Below are 18,831 nucleotides of genomic sequence, written 5' to 3'. Positions count from 1 at the left end.
CGCCCTGTTGCGAATCCATGGGACCCGGTCTAAAGTCGGAATCGTCAAAGTCAGGCGCTACGAAGCGGAACTAAGACTGACCAAATGGCTCAAATGAATGAATAACCAGCGGTGTAAAGCTCTCTCCGCAATATCGGGGACTTGATGTCAGTACGGCTCTATCCAGGTATTTTTTTGCTGACGCTGATCGCTCTGCAAGGGTGCGGCTCGCAAGTTGCGATGGTCGACCCAAGAATTCCTGATCCACTTGTCGCTCGCATGCCCATCAGTGTGGCCGTGCGCTACCCCGAGTCTTTCGAACACTTCGTCCACGAAGAACGGGTTATCGGTAAAGAGACCTGGACGATCGATCTTGGCAAGTCGAACAAGCTGCTGTTCACCAAGCTGTTCGGTGCGATGTTCGACAACCTGCAGGTCATAGACGCCGATACCGATACCGCCGCTCTCGGCATTGACGCTTTGATCGAGCCCGGCATCGATGCCTTTGAGTTTTCGGTACCTGAACAAAGTCAGACTGACGCATTTGCCGTGTGGATTCGTTACCGAATCAAGATTTTCGATGATGCCGGAACGCAAATTGCCAACTGGCCAATCAGCGCCTACGGCAAGAGCGAGTCGTCCACCTTTGGCGGTGACAATGCACTGCAACGTGCCGCGGTCCTGGCCATGCGCGACGCCGCCGCGTTGGTCATTCTGCAAATGGACAAAGCAACCGGCATCAGCCAGCTTGGCAAGAAAGCGGCACCTGCAGCCAGCCCGGCACCGGCGGAACAGACCCTGACGCCTGCCGCGCAACAAACCACCGCAACGGAGGTCATTACCGATGAGTCCGGTTGATTACAGCAATAGCCGTCTGGACGGTACATGGCAGCGTTTCCTGCTCGGCTTGTTGTTGCTGCCTCTGAGCGCGTGCGTAACTTCGCGGGTCGAAGATTCCCGACAAGGTGGCACCGGCATCAATGCAGGCGAAGGTATCGTCATCATGGCCAAGAGCTATCACCTCGGCAATGAGACGGAGAGTAAATTTATCTCCTGCGTTGGCGACGCCATCGGGCGGGGTTCAAGCGGCCTGCGCGTAGTGCCCAATCAGGAATTTGTCGACGCACTGTTTCCGTGGTTTGAACCGCGCACAGCGCCTGCCGATACCAAAGGCCTGCCCAGCCTTATGTCGCGCCCCGGTGTGAAGCAGGCCATTGCCAAGAAAGGCGTGCGCTACGTTGTCTGGCTCGATGGCGAGACCGACCGGGTAGCCGGTGGCGGCAGTCTTTCGTGCGCAGCCGGTCCGGGCGGCGGCGGGTGTTTTGGGTTTGCGTGGTGGCAGAATGACGCCAACTACGAAGCGTCAGTGTGGGACTTGTCGGGTCTCGAGGACGCTGGCACCGTCAGCGCCGATTTCAGCGGCACCTCGTTCTTGCCGGCCGTGGTCGTACCCATACCACTCTTTGCGCGGACTCAAGCCAAGGCCTGCAAAGGCCTGTCCGATCAACTTAAGTTGTTCATCGTCGACGAAGACGCCTGACTTTGACCGTCAATCTCAGGGCCGACCGGCCCGAATAAAAGCACGCCGATAGAACGGCGTATCAAGTGCTGCAACCGTAACCTCCCGCCCACTTGACGGCGCATGTACGAACCTGCCATCACCGAGATACATTCCTACGTGGGACATTCTGCCGCGAATTCGAAAAAACAGAACATCGCCTATTTGCATGTCATCGGGACTGACCGCTTGCAGGCCTCGCCATTGACTACTGGTCGTGCGCGGAACCGTCACCCCAGCATGCTTGTAGGCGTATTGGATCAAGCCGCTGCAGTCAAAACCATCGCGACCAGCACCACCGTAACGGTACGGTACGCCAATCTGACGTACCGCGACGACGGCCGCCCTTTCACCTAACGAGCGTTCCGGCACGACCTCGCCAGAATCGCTTGCGACCGTCGGCGGGCTGGGTGGTGGCGAATTGGCAGTTCGGGGGTATGGAGTGTGTCCCGCGCAACCAAACAGGCCCGCACTGCAGACGATTACGACGATTAACCGGGCAAGACTGGCTGGCTGCAAGATCATATGAAACACTTCGGCCTCACTAATGGACAAGCATACATGGAGCAGACTGAATCCGGCATGAATGGCGAAACAGGACAAGACACCCCGACGAGAGACAACGTTCCCGCTCACAACGGCCAGCGTCGCCCTGCGGCACGACGGCGTGGTGTGACCTTAGCGCTTTTCCTGATCTGCGGTTGCGCGTTCGGGGCATTTGCTGCTGACACGGACGGCGAGCGCATATACGACGTCGTCTACACTGTCCGACCGCTGCCGGATTCAAACAGTGCTGAGATCGAGATGGCCGTGAGTCAGACACGAGGCATGCTCCGTCAGTTGACCATGGATTTGCCTGGCAACAGTTTCAGCGAAATAAGTGGCGACGGCGAACTCGCGGTAACCAACAAAGAATTGCGTTGGTCTCCACCACGTGACGGTGGCACTTTGCGCTGGACCGTTAAAATCAAACACCAGCGCGACAATGCAACGTACGACGCGTGGCTGGATGAGGACTGGGCCGTCTTCCGCGCCTCCGACATCATACCGCCGGCACGCACCCGCGCATTGACGGGCGCGCAGAGTCGAACCTATCTGCAATTCGACCTGCCGGACGACTGGTCATCACTGACGCAGTATGCGGAACGTGCAGGCCGTTACCCCGTGAAAAATCCGGAACGTCGGTTCGACCGCCCGACGGGCTGGATATTGCTCGGCAAGATCGGCGTAAGAATCGAAACCATCGCCGACGTCCGCGTATTGATCGGTGGGCCTGCCGGACACGCTGTACGTCGCCTTGACGTGCTCGCCCTGCTGCACTGGACGCTGCCTCACCTGAAAGGCGTACTCCCCGACTTCCCATCGCGCCTGACCATCATCAGTGCCGGCGAAGACATGTGGCGTGGCGGACTGTCCGGTCCGCAATCGCTCTTTCTGCATGCTGACTTGCCGCTGATCAGCGAAAATGCGACCAGCACGTTGCTGCACGAGATTCTGCATCTGGGAACCGGCTTCAGCGCGGAGCCGGGCGCGGACTGGATCGTCGAAGGCTTTGCAGAATATTACTCGCTGGACCTGTTGCGGCGCAGTCGCAGCATCTCGAAGAAGCGCTTTGAGGCGGCACTTAAGAATCTGGCCGAATGGGGAGAAAGTGCAGAAACTCTGTGCACGACACAATCCACCGGCGCGACTACTGCGCGTGCAGTCGGCGTCATCGCGGCACTGCACAAAGAGCTGCGCCGCAGCGGTGGAGATCCGCTCGACGACCTGCTCCGTAACCTGGTGGCCGCCAACAGCAAGGTGAGCGTCGCCGACTTGCGCAGCCTCGCCAGCGAAATCAATGGCTCAATGCCCAAAGCGTTATCGACCCGCAATCTGCCAGGGTGCAAGCTGTAGTGCCCCGCCAGAATCAGCAAAACGACCTAGAGCTGGTGCTGCGATCACGCACGCCACTAGTGACCATCGAGACTCGCGATGAATCCCGGGTCCTTGCGATGCTCAAGGAGATTACGCTTAAAGGTGCCTCAAACGAATACCTCCCGCTGTTCCGCTGGACCGTCACCGACGGCCTGCAACGCCTCGACATTTCTCTTGAACCGCAGCTCCACAACGCGGAACCGACAGAAGCTCTGCGACACATTCGCGCGGTAACGAAAGCTGGCATCTACGTCTTGCTTGACTTTCACCCGTACCTGAAAGACCCGGTCAATATCCGTTTGCTCAAAGATATTTGCATCACCTTCTCGACACATGCACGGCAATTGATTTTGCTAAGTCATGAGATCAGCCTTCCCAGTGAACTGGAGGCCTACGCTGCACGTTTCGAAATGGCTTTGCCAAATCAGAACGAGCGACAAGCCATTGTCCGGCGTGTCGCTCGTGAGTATGTCGATCAACACCCCGGGCAATCCGTCAAGACCGACTCCCGTGCTTACGAATTGCTGATCCAGAACCTCGCCGGTCTGACTGAAGGTGACACCGAACAGCTGGCCCGCAATGCCATTTTTGTAGACGGTGCCATTACCCACAGTGACTTGCCCGGAGTCATGCAAGCCAAATACGAATTGCTCAATCGTGGCGGCACTCTGCAGTTTGAGTACGACACCCGGCAATTTGCTGAAATAGGCGGACTCGACAAACTCAAGACATGGCTGACGCAACGCAAACCCGCCTTCTCAACCGCCACCCAGGCCGTGCACCTTGATACGCCTAAAGGTGTGTTGCTGATCGGGGTGCAGGGTTGCGGCAAGAGTCTTGCCGCACGCGCAACCGCCGGCATTCTGGGTATTCCTTTGTTGCGACTGGACTTTGCTGCGCTCTACAACAAGTACCATGGCGAAACGGAACGCAATCTTCGCGAGTCATTGCAGACTGCCGATGTTATGGCGCCTTGTGTCTTATGGATCGACGAAATTGAAAAAGGCCTGGCAGGCACCGGTGGTGAAACGGGTACCACGCAACGCGTGCTCGGCAGCTTTCTGGCCTGGCTTGCCGACAAACAAAGTCGGGTATTTGTTGTCGCCACGGCGAACGACATCAGCGCTCTGCCGCCCGAACTGGTCCGCAAGGGTCGATTTGACGAAATATTTTTCGTCGACCTTCCTGACGTCGATGTCCGGCAAACCATTCTTGCCATACACCTCAGCAAACGCGAGCAACCCGGCGATGGCATCGACCTGCGAACGGTGGCCGCAGCGACTGACGGCTTTTCGGGCGCTGAGTTGGAGCAAGTGGTCGTTTCCGCGCTGTACGCGGCGCATGCCCAGAATTCGCCGATCACGACGTCCCTGCTGCTCACCGAAGTCGAGGCAACGCGGCCACTGTCGGTAGTAATGCAGGAAAAGCTCCAGGCCCTGCGCCAATGGGCCGATGGGCGTACGGTCCCGTGTAACTAACAAGGCGCGGATGAGCCGGTTTGTTATCTGTGAGAACAATCACGGAACTGCTAGGCACATTTCGCTAAGGTTGGCAACACTGTTCACCGCCGCCGATTCTTTCGAAATGCTGACCAATACCGCGAATGAAGTGCAGGACCTCTCGAGTACCCGCATATTTGTAACCAAGGCAGGCAACTTCGCGACTCGAAAAATCTGGTTGCCGCGGCTCGTCTATGACGCGCTTCCCTACTTCTACTTGAGCTCCGGCTTCGCCGCACTATTCGCGACCTTGTACATCAGTGACTGGTTCTGGGTATTGCCTCACTACCTGTTGTTCTCGGCCGCGTGCCTGCACTTTTCTCTGGTGGTTTTACGGCGCCGAAAGCAGCAAAATCCGGACTCTCCTGATGCCGCTGAAACGGGCGAAACGCTGCAATAAAACTCTGCCAATCACGGCAATCGCTTGACCCACCGGATTGGGCCGATAGGATTGGCGCTTCCAAGCCCCATCGAGCGACCTGTCATGTCCACAACGAGCAAGAGCGCCGCCCCGCGTTGGCGAAAAGAAGTCATTCTGTTCGGCGTTCTGTTGTTTATCGGAATCACCATTCTGCCTATCGCGGTCTATGCGGTGGGTCACACGGTATTCGGCGTTTACGGTGGCGGGGAATACAACGATTTTCACAAGAACTTGCTGACAGGCCTGATGCAGGGCCAGTGGGCGGTGATATTTCTGGTCTTGTCTCCTTACCTGGTGCTGCAAACACTGCGCATAACCATCAAGGCTTTTCGCTCACGAGCGCTTCCGACGGCTCGCTAGGAGCACAGGCAGGTCGCAATCAAATGTGACGCGATTCACATTTTCTACTTTTCAAACAAGCATTTAGACTGAGTTTCATGGCAATTATGTAAACACTATTGCATGATTCCCGATGGCACGAATGTCCGTGCAGAAAATATTGAACAGCGCTGACCCAACACCGTCCAACACGACTATGCACAGACTACTATCAAGGATTCGCGAACTGATCGCCAAGTTTCGCCACCCATCTGAACCGGATTTCCGAGAGACGGCCGTTCGGGTTCGCCCTCTTGCCGAGCGCGCAGGAATAAACCCGAAAACCGTTGAAGCGAAAAAGCCCGCGCCTAAAAAGGATCTGCGTTTCGAAACCGAGATTGGCGGGCGAATTGAAGATGCCGGGCCAGGAAAAAACGTGCTGGTTCGAAACAAGTACATTCGTGAAGACTCGGGCACGCACGACAATCTCAAAATTATCGACCCGGATGCACTGGAGATCAAAGAGGACGACGGTATCGACCCCTACAATACAGGGCGGTTTGATCGGTCTCAGTCCTGGAACTCACGCTTCCGCAAGTAGATATCACCGCGGCCGGCCGTACGGTCACCAACGGCTCAGGAAAAAAGGCAGCAAGCTGCGTTGACGGCTTCCGCCACTGGCAGTTAGTCTGCTCGCCCCGCACCCGGAGCTACCCGCATGAGCCTGCGCGTTACTTTCGAGCTCGAAGAGAGCGACCTGCAGCACTTTCGTCTTATCATGAAAGAGGCGAGCAAGTCCGCCGCCAATCTTAGCCCCGAAGACATCGTCGCCAGCGCCAAGCAGCTCCTGAGCGAGGTGAAGGCAGTGCGTGTACCCCAGTTCATCAGTGAACGCCTTGAACGACTGGCAATCATGATCCAGATGCTCGAAGACCATGAATGGCGCTTGCCAGCCACGGAAGTCGCGCGGGTCCTCAATGCTCTGGCCTACTTTCGCGACCCCGAGGACCTGATTCCGGACCACGTGCCAGGACTGGGATTCCTTGACGATGCCATCATGATCGAACTGGTGGTTCGGGAATTACGCCATGAAATGGATGCCTACCGCGATTTCTGCGATTACCGCGAACGTATGGCACCGCGCACCAGCATCAAAGCCAAGACAACCGACGTGACACGCGATCAGTGGCTGGAGGAGCGCCGCAAGGAACTTCAGTCCCGAATGCGTCGGCGTCGGAAAAAAAACAACGAGCCCGGCCGTCCGCGTCCTCTCAAGCTCCTGTAAGCGGGCATCCGAGGCCTAGGGCCAATAGTAAAAAACCACTACAGACAGACCCGACCACATTGCTGCCTGCGCAAAATGCCGGGCTTTGTTGTTAGTTATCATGGAATAGAAACTCCACGCAGTTATCGCGGTCATAGCTACAAATATCAGCAAACTGGATACCAGCCCGCGAAATTCGTACTGGAGTCTCGGGTAATCGTCGCCAAGGATCAGAAATATGAGCAATACCGCCATCAAACTGATTGCAACTGACGCGCATGAGCCGAAAATAATGCCGGTAATTACGGTAAGTGGACGCATAACTGTGAGTTCCGCCCTCGCGGGCAGCTAAATAGATTCCGATGAAATTGCCAAATACACCCTTGATCGGGGCGCTAGGGACATCTAGCCTAGCTCAACTACGCTCAACACAACACCTTCGGTGGCCTTGTTTGGAGAAAGACTTGACGCAATATGTGACCGGCGCGCCGCTTCGGATAGCCGCGGCCATTCTGAGTTTATTTTTATTGTCTGCAGCGGCCTCACCGCCAGCAACAGAAACCAATAGTGAACTCGCGCCACTGCCCCGTCATGAAAAAATCGGCCAGTTGGTAACGGAGTTTGTCCAGAAATCACACTACCGGCAGGCGGCCGTGGATGACGAACTGTCGTCACAGGTTCTCGATCGCTACGTCGAGTCACTGGACAGTAACCGCCTCTACCTGCTTGAAAGTGATGTCGCGGCGTTCGAGAAGTACCGTTATAAACTCGACGACATGGTGCGGGCAGATCCTCTGACACCGGTATTCGAAATGTTCGACGTGTACCGCACACGTGCTCGTCAGCGGCTGACCTACGCATTGCAGTTGCTCGAAAGCGAACCCGATTACACCGTTGATGAAGAATACGAGTTTGATCGCGAAGACTCACCGTGGGCCAAGACCGAAGCCGAACTGGACGAAATTTGGCGCAAGCGGGTCAAGAACGACACATTGAGCCTCGCGATGGCGGACAAAGAGTGGACAGAAATTCAGGAAACGCTGAACAAACGCTATTCTCGTTTCCTCAAACGCATGGACCAGGTGAAGAACGACGACGTGTTCGAAACCTTCATGAATGCATTCGCGCACACGCTGGATCCGCATTCGAGCTACCTGTCGCCTCGTAATTCCGAGGAATACCGGATCCAGATGAGCCTGTCGTATTTCGGCATTGGTGCATCGCTGCAAGTGGACGATGACTACGTCATGGTCATCAACATTATCCCGGGCGGCCCTGCCTCCATCGACGGTTCTCTGCAACCGAAAGACAGAATTACCGCGGTCGGCGAAGGTCCGGATGGTGAACTGGTTGATGTCATCGGCTGGCGCCTGGACGATGTCGTGCAATTGATCAGAGGACCTGAGAATACTCAGGTCCGACTGCAAATACTTCCCGCCGGCGCCTTACCTGGCAGCCCGGAGACCGTACTCAACCTGACCCGCGATCAGGTGAAGCTCGAAGAACAAGCCGCCAAGAGTGAAATCATTACCGTGCCTCGTGATGGTCGGGAATGGTCTATCGGTGTCATTGAGGTTCCCAGTTTCTATCGTGACTACCGGGCTTTGAGCAACGGCGACAAGGACTACACGAGCACCACCAAGGACGTAAAACGCCTGATCGGTGAATTGGAAGAACAGGGAATCGACGGCCTGGTCATCGACCTTCGCAACAACGGCGGCGGTCATTTAACCGAAGCAACCGCACTATCTGGCTTGTTTATCGACAACGGGCCCGTCGTCCAGCTCCGCAACTCGAACGGCCGTATCAGCCGTCTCGATGACCCGGACCCGGTCGCCCGGGTAGCCTACAACGGCCCGCTCGCGGTACTGGTCAATCGCTACAGTGCCTCCGCATCGGAAATTTTTGCAGCGGCAATTCAGGACTATGCCCGTGGCGTGATCATCGGCCAGCAGACCTTTGGTAAAGGCACCGTGCAAAACCTGTACTCGCTGGATCAATACGTCCGTCGACAGGATGAAGAGGGCCTGGGACAACTGACGCTGACCATCGGTAAGTACTACCGGGTCACCGGCGAAAGCACGCAACACCGCGGCGTAAACCCGGACATATTGCTGCCCTCGCCGATCGATGCGAGTCAGGTTGGTGAAAGCGTGCGCGACACCGCCCTCCCCTGGGACACGATACGTACGACCCGTTTCCGCGCCGGAGAGCCCCTGAATGCCACAATTTCGTCATTGACGGCAAACCACCTGGACCGCAGCAAGATCGACCCGGATTACCAGTATCTGACAGCCGCAATCAAAGAAGTGGAGAAAGCGCGAGCCCGAAAAACCGTCTCATTGAACATCAACAATCGACTCGCCGACCGCGAAGATGATCGGCAGCGCGGGCTGGAACGTGAGAATCAGCGCCGTGCAGCATTGGGTTTGGAAGCGATTGAAACCGTTGAAGAACTTGAAAAACTGGAAGGGCCCGACGTACAGCGCAACGAGGCGGCGGAAATCGTCTCAGACCTGGCGCAGATGCGGGAGGTCAAAGCCCACTTGCCCCAGACAGCGGGCATTCAGCCGGAACCGGTGCAATAGCACGTGGCCATTCGCCTGACCCGCGCAGGCCCCGCCCGGGCTTGCGCGGCTATTGCCCGCTGTTATACTCGGCTATAACACCTAACGGGGTATAGCCCCGACCGGAGGTCGAAATGCAGCCGCAAAGAGTAGTAATCGCGCAGCCCTTGTCTGGAACCCGGTCACCGCACCCGCCTGACGGCCATTGCGCTGTTCGCGAGTGTGCTGTTTGGCCAGTCGGCGCTCGCAGCAACCGACAGTTTTTTTGATTGCGATCAACTTGCAAGCGAATTGCGCAGCCTCGAAGTACCCGCGAACGTTTTGCCGCTCGAGACCGTTGATCACGTATCGGTTGATGGCAGCGATCAACTGTCGGCATCACTGGAGAGCGACCTTGATCACGCGGACGCCGTGGCACCGATTTTGTTGCTAACGCCTCGGGTCGCAACGATCATGCGCAAGGTCTTTGATGCAAACCTGACTGACGACGCAACCGTTGCCGATAAAGAGCCCATGCCGGTTGAGAAGAAGCTGCCTGCGGCTTCCAGCCCGCCCCTGGTTAGTGCTCCGGTTGCGCCTGCGGCAAACAACACGCTAGACGCTGATCGCAGCACTGATTCAAGCAACAATCAATACGTACCTCGCTTCCAGCGGCAAATGTATCGCACCGACATCTAAGACACTCGAATACCAAAAAGCGCGCTGAGCCGACCGGCCCAGCGCGCTTTTTTTTCGCATCGAGTAGTCGATTCGCTACCGGCTCAGGTACTTCGCAATACCCCAGTAATTCTCGCCAAGTATGTTGGCCCTGGATTCGGTAACCTGCGAATCACTGCCAAATTCGAAGACAATCGCCACACTGGTGGCAATCGGTACAGCATCATCATCGTTTCGGAATTCGGCTTTTTCGCCGATCAAGTGTGAACGCCGTTGCAATACGGCAGCTACATCGTTGCTGCGATCCAACACCGCTACATGCTTCTGGATTCGCCGCAGCAAATGCTGGCATTCCGCATCATTACCGTACTTGATGCCGCCAACACTCTTGTCATTCGCCTCTTTGGCCAACGCTGCGAAATCGTTATCTCCAAAGTGCAAGAATAGCTGCTGGGAGTACGCAATGATCATGAAATTGATCGAGCGTTTGGTGGCTATGTCCAGCCCATGATTTTCAGGGGGACGCCGATCCTTCAACTGTTGAAGCTTGTCCAGTATTTCCAATTCCTGCTGCTGGAGTTCCTCAATCTGACTGGTGGTTTTTTCGAGGATCGCGGTAACTGATCGTCGCCGAAATACTTTAAGAAAGCCTTTCATTTTGACCAGCTTGCTTTTTTCCGCAGACAGCGCCGTCCCGAGCTCTGTTGCCGTCTCCCGAACGCCCGCTAGTTTCCGTTCGATAATACGGCGCTCACGCATACGCTCGTCATTCCAGCTTACAAGCAACTGGTTGTGCTGCTTTTGTTCACGTTGCTGCTTTAGTTGTTCCGCGAACCTGGCCAGCTTGCGTTCGCAGCGCAGCGCCAAGCCACGTAGCTGATAGAACGTAACCGCGTTACTTGCCCACTCAGGATCGATCAGCAAGCTCTCGAGGTGATCGAGCTTTTGCTGCAAACGCGCGGTCGCGCCCTCCTGCTGCTTCACGAGATCACGTAGCCGGAATTGTTCTTTGCGCAGCCCTGCGAATTCTTTTTTCAGTTCAGCGCGATTCCAATACAGGTGCAGCAATTTCTCGCTGTCATGCGATTGGTCGGGCGTACTTCCGAAAAGTCCCGCAAGCACTGACAATGCTCACTCCTTGACATAATCCCATGGCCGGCATCGGCCACGGCAATCTTATCCAGCAGCGATGATGCCTTCCGGCTCCACTGGATTCTTTGACTTAACACTCATTTCTTAGGCCGGACGTGAATACGGGGCCGCAAGGGTTCAATCAGGGACAAGCCAACAGGATCACGGGCAAGTACGCCACTACCGCGAGATCAGCTAACGTTCAAGAATGAGGTGGCCATGATCGCTCAAATACTCCAGCCATTTATTCAGCACGGTATTGCGATGCCAGCGAGCATCCAGTTCTTTCTTGTGCTCACGAACCAGCTGCCGAAACCCGGCGTGACGGTGATTCCCGCTAAGGCTCATAGCTTCAGCCAGATTACAATCGAGGTACAGCCGAATTTGCATGTCCGGATCGGCAACCCGACGGGATCCGTCAAAGAAGAAATACGTGAGAGACAGAGTCACCGTGTAACGACTTCGATCGAGAATTTCCAGGTGTAAATCGCAATCGCCTGCGACTCCTGAGCGATAGTAGCCATCGAGTCGCTCTATCTCCGGAACCAGCTGCAGCAAACGCAGATAGTTGCTTTCGTACAGCGCCATCAAACCGACGAAACTACCGGGTTTCGCTATAGCCTGTGGAACCAGTTGATGCTCAAGTAACATGACCGAAATATATCACACGAGGACCGCAATCCACCGTGCTTACAACGCCAGAGTTCTCAATTTCGTCACTTGACCGTTCAGGGTCGAACGCGTCGTTCAACCCCGGTGCCATCGAGAATCCGGCTGCTTATTTCCTCGATTGAAAATTCAGTTGTATCGACATAAGGAATATTGTGGCGCTTGAATATTTTCTCGGCCTCACGGACTTCGTACCCGACTTGCTGCGTAGACGAATACTTGCCCAAAGGACGGCGTTCCTTTCGAATCTGGCGAAGCCGTGTTGGCGCGATCGTCAGCCCGAACAGCTTTTGCTTCATTTTCAGAAGAATATCCGGCAACTCGCCGCGATCAAACTCTTCGTCGGTCAATGGGAAATTAGCCGCATAGACACCGTACTGCAGAGCAAGGTAGAGGCAGGTTGGGGTCTTACCGGACCGCGACACGCCGATCAGGATAACGTCCGCCTTGTCATAATTTCGGGAAATTCCGCCGTCATCATTCGCGAGTGCAAAGTTGGTGGCTTCAATACGACGCATATACCCTTCAATATCGCTCATACCGTGTGCACGACCAGCCAGATGCGTTGATTTCTGCTGCAACTCCGCTTCCAGTGGCTCCAGGAATACGTCGAATATGTCCAGATGCAGTCCTTCGGCCTCCCGAATAACCGCGCGGAAGTCATCCTGAACCATGGTCGAGAAGATGATCGGCCGCAAAGCGCTATCTTTGGCTGCCAGATTAATCTTCCGAACGGACTCCCTCGCCTTGTCAAGGGTATCGATAAATGGCAAAGTCACATGCCGAAATTTCTGGCCGTCAAACTGCGTCAACAGGCTATGGCCAAGGGTTTCTGCAGTTACGCCCGTCTGGTCCGACAGAAAGAAAACAGCTCGCTCACTCATTGCTAGTTAACCCCGATCAATCGCCGTCACTCATTGCGCGGCTTGCGTGTGGTTTGCATGATTGATTGTGCACGTCCTAAGCGTCAACACAAGGGAGTCCGGTTTGGAGCCTTACGTCATCAAGCTCAATGAGCTTGGCATGCAACATGTTGAAGTCGTCGGTGGCAAGAATGCCTCGCTCGGCGAAATGATCAGTAACCTTAGCGACCTCGGTGTCTCGGTCCCTGGCGGCTTTGCCACCACTGCCGCCGCCTACCGGGAATTCCTTGCCAGCAATGGTCTTGACCGGCGAATTTCCGAGCTACTTCGTGAGCTGAATGTTGACGATATCGCTGCACTGACGGAGGCCGGTCGGACCATTAGAGGCTGGATTACCGACGAGCCGTTGCCGGATACGCTCACCGCGCAAATCGAAGCAGCCTGGGACGAGATGTCCGGTGGCAAAGAAATCGCCGTCGCTGTCAGGTCTTCCGCTACGGCCGAGGATCTGCCCGATGCATCGTTCGCAGGCCAGCAGGAAACATTTCTTAATGTGCGCGGCAAAGAACACTTGTTTGCCGCCATACACCAGGTCTACGCGTCGCTGTACAACGACCGGGCCATAGCGTACCGGGTACACCAGGGTTTCGAGCACGACATTGTCGCCTTGTCCGTTGGCGTTCAGTACATGGTACGCAGTGACATCGGTTCGGCTGGCGTAATTTTCACCCTCGATACCGAATCCGGATTTCGCGATGCGGTTTTCGTTACGTCGTCTTACGGTCTCGGTGAAACAGTTGTCCAGGGCGCCGTTAACCCCGACGAGTTTTACGTTTACAAACCTGCTCTAGCTAACAATCGCTTTCCAATCTTGCGCAAGAACCTTGGTGCGAAAGCCATCAAGATGATTTACAGCGACGATCCGACGCCCGGCAAGACGGTTGATACTGTTGACGTCGACGACGTGGATGCGCAGCAATTTTCACTGAATGACGATGACATCATCGAACTGGCACGCATGGCAGTTACGATCGAGAACCATTACGAGCGACCGATGGACATCGAATGGGGCAAAGACGGCAGCGACGGCAAACTGTACATCCTGCAAGCCAGACCAGAAACCGTCCAAAGCCGCAGTGGTCAATCGATCCGCCGCTATATCCTCAAGAGCCAATCCAACGTTATCTGCACAGGCCGCAGTATTGGTCAGAAGATCGGCGTTGGCACGGCGAAAGTCATACGTGACGTAAGCGAGATGGATCGTATTCAACCTGGCGACGTACTGGTGTCCGACATGACCGACCCCGATTGGGAGCCGGTCATGAAACGTGCCTCGGCTATTGTCACCAACCGCGGCGGCCGTACCTGTCACGCCGCTATCATTGCACGCGAGTTGGGCATACCGGCCGTAGTCGGCTGCGGCGATGCAACGAAACTCATAGAAGATGGTACAGCGGTGACCGTGAGCTGCTCCGAAGGCGATGAGGGCTACGTGTACGACGGCCTGCTCGAATTCGAAGAGCGCGAGATCGCGCTGGATTCGCTGCCGGAAATTCCTGTAAAGATCATGATGAACGTCGGCAATCCCGACCGGGCGTTTGATTTTGCATCAATTCCGCACCGTGGCGTCGGTCTCGCCCGGCTTGAGTTCATCATCAACCGGATGATTGGTGTACACCCGAACGCGCTGCTCGAATACGATACGCTCGACGCAGATACGAAAGAACTCGTCGATGGCCAAATGGCGGGATACCCGGATCCAATCAACTTCTTTATCGACAAGCTGGCAGAAGGTGTCAGCACCATCGCCGCAGCGTTTGCGCCGCAACCCGTTATTGTCCGCATGTCGGATTTCAAATCAAACGAGTACGCGAACCTGATTGGTGGCGAGAAGTATGAGCCGGACGAAGAAAACCCTATGCTCGGCTTCAGAGGCGCCGCACGCTACGTGTCCAAAGCGTTCAGACCTTGCTTCGATCTCGAGTGCGCGGCACTGCGAAAAGTTCGCGATGAGATGGGCTTGACCAATGTTGAGATAATGATCCCGTTCGTGCGCACCGTCGCTCAAGCGAAACAGGTCATCGACATCATGGCGGAGAACGGATTGAAGCGCGGCGAGAATGGACTGCGTGTAATCATGATGTCCGAGTTGCCGACTAACGCCCTGCTCGCTGACAAGTACCTGGACCATTTTGACGGCATGTCGATCGGCTCGAATGACATGACCCAGCTGACTCTGGGGCTGGATCGAGACTCCGGACTGATTGCCGACTTGTTCGATGAACGTGATGAAGCGGTCAAGGCCATGCTCGAAATGACCATCAAGGCGTGCCGCAAGCGCGGTAAGTATGTAGGCATCTGCGGACAAGGTCCGTCCGATCATCCCGACCTCGCGGTGTGGCTGCTGGAACAAGGCATCGAAAGCATGTCGCTGAATCCGGACAGCGTTATCGAAACCTGGATGTTCCTGGCGGGTCAGGAAATCTGATCATCCGCGCTGCGGTTACGCAGTTACAACGCAAAAAAAAGCCCGCGCCTGGCAACAGGGCGGGCTTTTTCTTGTTCTGAATTCGCTTACAAACGATCGTAGCGTGAGCGCCGTTGCCATCGGACTCGCGGCAACCAGATACCCAAAATTATGCCCGCCACCAATACCGCGGCCCCTGTCAAAAACCAATTGCGATTCTGCTGGCTCCGCAGGTTCTGATTTTCCTGCTGCAACGTATCTGCGCGGATTTCTGTGTCGGTCAGTTTTTCCTGCAGCCGCTGGTTCTGACTGTCGATCGCCAGCACATCGGCAGCCGTCCGTTTGATCGTATCCAGCTCACTCTGCAGCGCCTGCTTTTCACGCTCGAGGGTATCGATGCGCTGGTTCGCTTCCTTATGCTGACCACGGATCGCATTGAGCTGTTCGCTGAGACCGCTGCCAGTCGACTTTGCATCGGTCAGCTGACCAGTCAGTTGCTGCAGCTGTTCGCGCGCGGCTGGCTCGGCCATGAGGTAGCGCGTCAACACCCAGCCTTCAGTGCCACCCGACGTTCTGACTTTTGAATAGCCACTCGCAGCGTCACGTTCGATGACTTCCAGCTGAGTACCGCTGTCCACCATCAACTGGATAGCATTGCTGGTACTGGGTCCGGTACGCAGCATGACCTCGAACCGGTCGCTAACCCACATAGGCTCGGCCAACGCCAAGCTGGTCAGCATCAGGCTGCAAAGCAGCGTGTACGCCGAAAATTTGGTGATTCTGTGCATCAAGATCAATCGCTCACATTGCGGTCCGCCGAGTATAAGACATTAGCGGCCGCTGTCAGTCAAATCCTCTGTGAATACGGTCGCTTAGACAGCTAAGCGCTTTCTACAACTGTCGCCATTTTGCGCCACACGGCAATGAAGTTATTGGCTGGCATCGCGTACAACGCCGTCCGTTGCAATTGTGCCAGCGTCGCCAGCTCATCAAGGTACTCGAGATCCCGAATTCCCATCGCGCTATCTCGCTGTCTAAGCGATGTATCGAACTGCTCATTGCTCTCGCTGGTGAACTCGCCGTCAATGCGAAACGGTCCGTACAGGCAAAACGGTGCGCCCTCGGGCAATAAACGACCAACCAGCGCAAACAGTGCGACGACCGCCTGAATACTCATGATGTGCGAGGTGTTGGCAGAGAATATCCCGTCATACGTGCCATCCGGGTCTTTGTCATGCAGTACATCCAGTGCCAGCGGCAATCCAATGTTGTCCAGTGCCGCGCTGCGCAGTCTGGCCGCAATGTCCGCGCGGTTCTCTTCACGATCGCTGGTCTGCCATGTCACGCCGGGCATTTTTTCGGCGAAATAGACAGCGTGTTGACCAGTACCTGAACCGATTTCGAGCACGTTCTGGCAAGCGTTCATTTCCTGCTGCAGGACCTCAAGAATCGGTTGCCGATTCCGTGCCGTTGCCGGCGCATCTGCCAACCGCGTCATGCGTTACCTGCCAGTACGTTTTGATCGAACAGAGTACGTCGGTAGGCTTCCAACTCAGCGATCGAGTCCCGTATATCCGCCAGAGCACGATGCTCCGATGATTTTGCGGGGGCGATGGCAGCGTCCGGCGCCCAAAGCTGAGCGAGAATCTTGAGCGTACTGACATCCAGATTGCGGTAGTGAAAGTACGCTTCAAGTTGCGGCATCTCGCGAGCCATGAAGCGCCGATCCTGGCAAATGCTGTTACCGCACATGGGCGACTTCCCTGGCGTTACGTACTGAGCGAGAAAAGCGATGGTCGCTTGCTCGGCTTCTTCCAGAGTCACCGAACTGTTCAGCACGCGATCCGTCAAACCCGAGTTGCCGTGGTGACGGGTATTCCATTCGTCCATTGCATCCATCACCGATTTCGGCCGGCGTATCGCCAGTGCTGGCCCCTCGGCGATCTCATTCAGGTGCCGGTCCGTAACGATCGTCGCAATCTCGATAATGTGATCGCGCTGGGTATCCAGGCCGGTCATTTCCAGATCTATCCAGATCAGGTTGTCGGCCGCGGGGTGCAATTCAGGTTCGTCCATCCTGTCCTCTGTCATCGCTGGTTTCCGGTCGGCAGTGTCGCATGGCCAGTACCCGCGGTTCCAGCCTGTCACCAGCCACTCAGTTCGTGCATGCCCACCCGGTGCACGGCATACTGCGGCGCTATGCGCAGAATTAACCCCAACCCCGTCAGTAGTGCCTTGTGATCAACCGGCAAGAAGCTGTCGTCATCGCAACCTTTGGGCGACGCATGAACTTGCGAATATTGTCCAATGGCACGACTGTTCGAGCGCGAATCAAAGGCCGCGACCTGAAACCGGTCTGCGGCGACCGGGTGCTCGCTGAAGACATTGAAAATGAGCCCGACTTGCTCATCGTCGAAATCCTGCCTCGCGACAACGAACTAACAAGACCGAACCTACGCGGCAAGACAGAGATCCTCGCCGCCAACATCGATTTCGTTGCAGTCACCTGCGCTGCCGTGCCAAAGCCGGACTGGTACATTGTTGATCGGTATTTGTGTGCCGCTGAACTGATGCAGGTCAAAGCCGCAATCGTGTTCAACAAAGTTGACGACGGCAGCCCCGAACCTGACGCGGCGGACGAGCTCGCCGTTTATCGCGCGCTGGACTACGACACCGTTGTCTGTAGCGCAAAAACCGAACGCAATATGGATGCTCTGGAAACGGTACTCGAACAACACGTTGCCATCATTGTGGGTCAATCCGGCGTCGGCAAATCCAGCCTGATCAATGTCATTACCCAGGGCGAACAACGAACGGCGGCGGTGTCGACGGCGAAAGGCGGTGAAGGCCGGCACACCACCGTCAACTCCGTCATGCTCGCACAACCTCGTGGTGGTTTCGTCGTTGACTCACCCGGCGTTCGCGACTACGCGCCGGCTATCGCTGAACCTGCTGATGTTGAATTTGGTTTTCGCGAAATCCACAGTCGCAGTGAGAACTGCCGCTTCGCCAATTGCCGTCACCGTCACGAACCGGGCTGTGCGGTCAAAGCCGCACTGGAATCCGGCGATATCAGTGAACGTCGCTATGAGAGCTACAAACGAATGCTATTGCTAACTGAGCAGCAAGGACGCGGCCGCTACTGATCAACCGGGTGGCCAACTGAATGCCCGGCCGCCAAGCATGTGCAAATGAATGTGAAAGACGCTCTGCCCGGCACCTTCTCCGCAGTTCATCGCCACACGGTAACCTGACTCACCCAAGCCTTCTGACGCTGCCAGTTCTTTGGCCGCCAGAAACAATGCGCCAACCGTCGCCGCATCGTCGTCCTGCAAATCATCAATAGTCGCAATGTGTTTGCGCGGAATTATCAGGATGTGGGTCGGGGCTTGCGGGTTGATATCGCGAAACGCAATGACTGAATCGTTCTGATAAACGATATCGGCATTGAGTTCGCCGCGTTCGATGCGGCAAAACAGGCATTCGCTGTCAGACATGGCTGGACTCCTTAACCTGCCGGT

At 55.9% G+C, this 18,831-nt stretch carries 21 protein-coding genes; 12 read left to right on the top strand and 9 right to left on the bottom strand.

Annotated features, from left to right (window positions below; translation table 11 throughout):
• Positions 1-144 precede the first annotated feature (144 nt).
• The gene (locus AC0L8N_RS16790) at positions 145-837 is read left to right on the top strand and encodes a hypothetical protein (protein WP_473669253.1); all 693 of its coding nucleotides are present in this window, start codon (positions 145-147) and stop codon (positions 835-837) included.
• Entirely contained in the window at positions 824-1,519 is a 696-nt protein-coding gene (locus tag AC0L8N_RS16785; protein ID WP_473669251.1) for a hypothetical protein, read from the top strand. The genes AC0L8N_RS16790 and AC0L8N_RS16785 overlap by 14 nt, the downstream gene beginning before the upstream one ends.
• A gap of 15 nt (positions 1,520-1,534) precedes the next feature.
• Here the strand turns inward: AC0L8N_RS16785 and AC0L8N_RS16780 are convergent, their stop codons facing one another.
• On the bottom strand, positions 1,535-2,062 hold the full coding sequence (locus AC0L8N_RS16780; protein ID WP_473670211.1) for a C40 family peptidase: 528 nt from the start codon (positions 2,060-2,062) through the stop codon (positions 1,535-1,537).
• Positions 2,063-2,098: 36 nt separating this feature from the next.
• Between AC0L8N_RS16780 and AC0L8N_RS16775 the strand changes: the two genes are divergently transcribed.
• From AC0L8N_RS16775 to AC0L8N_RS16750, 6 genes are all read left to right on the top strand, one after another.
• A complete protein-coding gene (locus AC0L8N_RS16775) occupies positions 2,099-3,433 on the top strand; it encodes a hypothetical protein (RefSeq protein WP_473669249.1) in 1,335 nt (444 codons plus the stop codon).
• Positions 3,434-3,492: 59 nt separating this feature from the next.
• Positions 3,493-4,932, top strand: coding sequence for an AAA family ATPase (locus AC0L8N_RS16770; protein WP_473669247.1), 1,440 nt, complete (start codon positions 3,493-3,495; stop codon positions 4,930-4,932).
• A gap of 70 nt (positions 4,933-5,002) precedes the next feature.
• Positions 5,003-5,353, top strand: a complete 351-nt coding sequence (locus tag AC0L8N_RS16765) for a hypothetical protein (protein WP_473669245.1) — start codon at positions 5,003-5,005, stop codon at positions 5,351-5,353.
• Positions 5,354-5,437: 84 nt separating this feature from the next.
• On the top strand, positions 5,438-5,734 hold the full coding sequence (locus AC0L8N_RS16760; RefSeq protein WP_473669243.1) for a hypothetical protein: 297 nt from the start codon (positions 5,438-5,440) through the stop codon (positions 5,732-5,734).
• A gap of 175 nt (positions 5,735-5,909) precedes the next feature.
• Positions 5,910-6,293: a hypothetical protein gene (locus tag AC0L8N_RS16755; protein WP_473669241.1), complete on the top strand. Its 384-nt coding sequence runs from the start codon at positions 5,910-5,912 to the stop codon at positions 6,291-6,293.
• Positions 6,294-6,410: 117 nt separating this feature from the next.
• Positions 6,411-6,977 (top strand): YkvA family protein, encoded by a 567-nt coding sequence (locus AC0L8N_RS16750; RefSeq protein WP_473669239.1) that lies wholly within the window; start codon positions 6,411-6,413, stop codon positions 6,975-6,977.
• Between the two features lie 15 nt (positions 6,978-6,992).
• On the opposite strand, the gene AC0L8N_RS16745 is transcribed toward AC0L8N_RS16750, so the two are convergent.
• The gene (locus AC0L8N_RS16745) at positions 6,993-7,277 is read right to left on the bottom strand and encodes a hypothetical protein (protein WP_473669237.1); all 285 of its coding nucleotides are present in this window, start codon (positions 7,275-7,277) and stop codon (positions 6,993-6,995) included.
• A gap of 143 nt (positions 7,278-7,420) precedes the next feature.
• Here AC0L8N_RS16745 and AC0L8N_RS16740 point away from each other — a divergent pair, with 143 nt between their 5' ends.
• Both AC0L8N_RS16740 and AC0L8N_RS16735 read left to right on the top strand, forming a co-directional pair.
• Complete coding sequence (locus AC0L8N_RS16740; RefSeq protein WP_473669235.1) at positions 7,421-9,544, top strand: carboxy terminal-processing peptidase; 2,124 nt, start codon at positions 7,421-7,423, stop codon at positions 9,542-9,544.
• A gap of 270 nt (positions 9,545-9,814) precedes the next feature.
• Positions 9,815-10,201: a hypothetical protein gene (locus tag AC0L8N_RS16735; protein ID WP_473669233.1), complete on the top strand. Its 387-nt coding sequence runs from the start codon at positions 9,815-9,817 to the stop codon at positions 10,199-10,201.
• Between the two features lie 75 nt (positions 10,202-10,276).
• Here the strand turns inward: AC0L8N_RS16735 and AC0L8N_RS16730 are convergent, their stop codons facing one another.
• From AC0L8N_RS16730 to ppsR, 3 genes are all read right to left on the bottom strand, one after another.
• A complete protein-coding gene (locus AC0L8N_RS16730; protein ID WP_473669231.1) occupies positions 10,277-11,302 on the bottom strand; it encodes a hypothetical protein in 1,026 nt (341 codons plus the stop codon).
• A 204-nt stretch (positions 11,303-11,506) separates the two neighbouring features.
• Complete coding sequence (locus AC0L8N_RS16725) at positions 11,507-11,962, bottom strand: DUF1249 domain-containing protein (RefSeq protein WP_473669229.1); 456 nt, start codon at positions 11,960-11,962, stop codon at positions 11,507-11,509.
• A gap of 77 nt (positions 11,963-12,039) precedes the next feature.
• On the bottom strand, positions 12,040-12,864 hold the full coding sequence (gene ppsR / locus AC0L8N_RS16720; protein ID WP_473669227.1) for a posphoenolpyruvate synthetase regulatory kinase/phosphorylase PpsR: 825 nt from the start codon (positions 12,862-12,864) through the stop codon (positions 12,040-12,042).
• Between the two features lie 103 nt (positions 12,865-12,967).
• On the opposite strand from ppsR, the gene ppsA reads away from it, so the two are divergent.
• Positions 12,968-15,331, top strand: a complete 2,364-nt coding sequence (gene ppsA, locus AC0L8N_RS16715) for a phosphoenolpyruvate synthase (RefSeq protein ID WP_473670209.1) — start codon at positions 12,968-12,970, stop codon at positions 15,329-15,331.
• 86 nt (positions 15,332-15,417) lie between these two features.
• Here the strand turns inward: ppsA and AC0L8N_RS16710 are convergent, their stop codons facing one another.
• From AC0L8N_RS16710 to orn, 3 genes are all read right to left on the bottom strand, one after another.
• Complete coding sequence (locus AC0L8N_RS16710; protein ID WP_473669225.1) at positions 15,418-16,098, bottom strand: TIGR04211 family SH3 domain-containing protein; 681 nt, start codon at positions 16,096-16,098, stop codon at positions 15,418-15,420.
• Positions 16,099-16,190: 92 nt separating this feature from the next.
• Positions 16,191-16,808, bottom strand: a complete 618-nt coding sequence (locus tag AC0L8N_RS16705) for a DUF938 domain-containing protein (RefSeq protein ID WP_473669223.1) — start codon at positions 16,806-16,808, stop codon at positions 16,191-16,193.
• Positions 16,805-17,371: an oligoribonuclease gene (gene orn, locus AC0L8N_RS16700; protein ID WP_473670207.1), complete on the bottom strand. Its 567-nt coding sequence runs from the start codon at positions 17,369-17,371 to the stop codon at positions 16,805-16,807. The genes AC0L8N_RS16705 and orn overlap by 4 nt, the downstream gene beginning before the upstream one ends.
• A 176-nt stretch (positions 17,372-17,547) precedes the next feature.
• Between orn and rsgA the strand changes: the two genes are divergently transcribed.
• Positions 17,548-18,456, top strand: coding sequence for a ribosome small subunit-dependent GTPase A (gene rsgA, locus AC0L8N_RS16695; RefSeq protein WP_473669221.1), 909 nt, complete (start codon positions 17,548-17,550; stop codon positions 18,454-18,456).
• On the opposite strand, the gene AC0L8N_RS16690 is transcribed toward rsgA, so the two are convergent.
• The gene (locus AC0L8N_RS16690) at positions 18,457-18,807 is read right to left on the bottom strand and encodes a histidine triad nucleotide-binding protein (RefSeq protein WP_473669219.1); all 351 of its coding nucleotides are present in this window, start codon (positions 18,805-18,807) and stop codon (positions 18,457-18,459) included.
• Positions 18,808-18,831 lie beyond the last annotated feature (24 nt).

This window comes from Woeseia sp. D3-10 (assembly GCF_055809415.1).
The sequence above is the reverse complement of the archived record's forward strand: the minus strand, read 5'-3'. Positions and strand labels throughout refer to the sequence as shown.